The sequence below is a fragment of the Butyrivibrio sp. XPD2006 genome, from assembly GCF_000420865.1.
In the GTDB taxonomy this organism is placed as follows: domain Bacteria; phylum Bacillota; class Clostridia; order Lachnospirales; family Lachnospiraceae; genus Butyrivibrio.
Window position 1 is genome coordinate 1 of record NZ_ATVT01000029.1, and the last position, 1,651, is coordinate 1,651.

1 protein-coding gene is annotated in these 1,651 nt (G+C 42.6%); it reads right to left on the minus strand.

The features are described from left to right. Nucleotides 1-100: 100 nt before the first annotated feature. Entirely contained in the window at nt 101-1,513 is a 1,413-nt protein-coding gene (locus tag G590_RS20190; protein WP_022766979.1) for an IS1182 family transposase, read from the minus strand. Nucleotides 1,514-1,651: the final 138 nt, after the last annotated feature.

Here is a 1,651-nt window from a genome sequence, read left to right on the forward strand (position 1 = left end):
TCAGACTGTAGACAAAGTGGTCCTGAGGGCGTAGCTCTCTGGACCATTTTTCTTATGTTATGGGGATTTTGTTCAGAACAAAGGTCAGAAACAGCCTATATCAGGCCATCTCTAACCGCCATTCATGCTTGATCCTTGCAAGCTTTTTCAGATTCATACACGCAAAGGTAAGCGCGACCTTCATTTCCATACGCGCCTTGCCATACATCTGTGTATATCTGAATCCGTGGTTTTCTTTGGCGGTCCCAAAAATTCTTTCTATTGTTTCTTTGCGATGGGAATAAAGATCTTTCATTCCCTCTGTGTATCTGATATCATCGCATACTTCCATGTAGTCTTCCCAGATATGACGAGTAATCATCTTTACATGGTTCTTACTAAGTGTGCACTGCTCGAGGTATGGGCAGCTTTCACAATCCTTTCCACAACTCTTGTATTCCCTGTATCCATCACGGTTTGTTGTCGAATACTCCAGAACCTGATTGTTAGGACATATATAGCAGTCATTGTATTCATCATAAGCAAACTCAGATTTTCTGAAAAATCCCTTCTTCGTCATTGGTCGTTTGTATGGGAGAAGTGGTTTGATGCCGTCATCTATAAGAAGCTTGGCTATGGCTGGTGTCTTATAGCCTGCATCTGCAACGATGGTTTCAACACCGATATCCTTGATCTTGTCGTAGAGTCCTTTGAATGTACGGCTGTCATGCTCGTTGCCAGGATTGACCGTGTAATCAAGAATCCATCCGTTCTTATCACAGGCGGTTTCTACCCCGTATGCGAATACATTCTTGTGCTCACCTTTTCTGAACCATCCACTATCAGGATCTGTAGTGCTGCATCTTACTTTCTTTGTATCTTTTGGCACATCATCTGTGTAATCGCTGAAATCATCATGACCACCGGCGCCTTTATCGTTGTCATCATCCTTGTCTTTAAGCGGCTTCTTGCCATGCTCGGCGCGGTCTTCATTTATCTCTTTCTTAAGCATTTCCTCGTAGAACAATGCTTCCTGTTTTGCTAGTTTATGCTGCATCTTTCTGTTATTGGCCCTGGCTTTTACATGAGTAGCATCTACAAATACAGCAGTAGGATCAACAAGCTTGAAGCGGTAACAGTCTTCAAGAATACGCTGGAATATCTGCTCAAAGAGATCGGTATCTTTAAATCGTCTTGTATAGTTCTTTCCAAATGTTGAGAAGTGTGGCACAGGTTCGTTAAGCTCTAAGCCCAGGAACCATCTGTATGCAACGTTGACCTCGATTTCCTTGATAGTCTGTCGCATACTTCGGATTCCGTATAAATACTGAATGAATGGGATTTTTATGAGAGTGACAGGATCCATGCTGGGCCTGCCCATGTCGGATGAATACTTATCTTCAACAAGGTCATATATAAATGACCAGTCAATGGCTTTATCGATAAGACGTAGCATGTGGTCCTGGGGAACCAGGTCATCCATGCTCACAAACTGCATCTGTTCGCGTTTTCTTTCGGTATTAGAAGTCATCATAAAGGCAATCCCCATTCCCAACTTTGATACTTCTATTATACCAGAAAAAGTGCCTCAATCCCAGATAAATACTGGGTTCATGACACTTTTACAAAGAAAAATCCACGGCGAATGCCGTGGACTTTGTCTACAGTCTGA

Bases quoted from the DNA above. Each gene is read 5' to 3' on its own strand.
- G590_RS20190 (WP_022766979.1), bottom strand. From the start codon at position 1,513: ATGATGACTTCTAATACCGAAAGAAAACGCGAACAGATGCAGTTTGTG.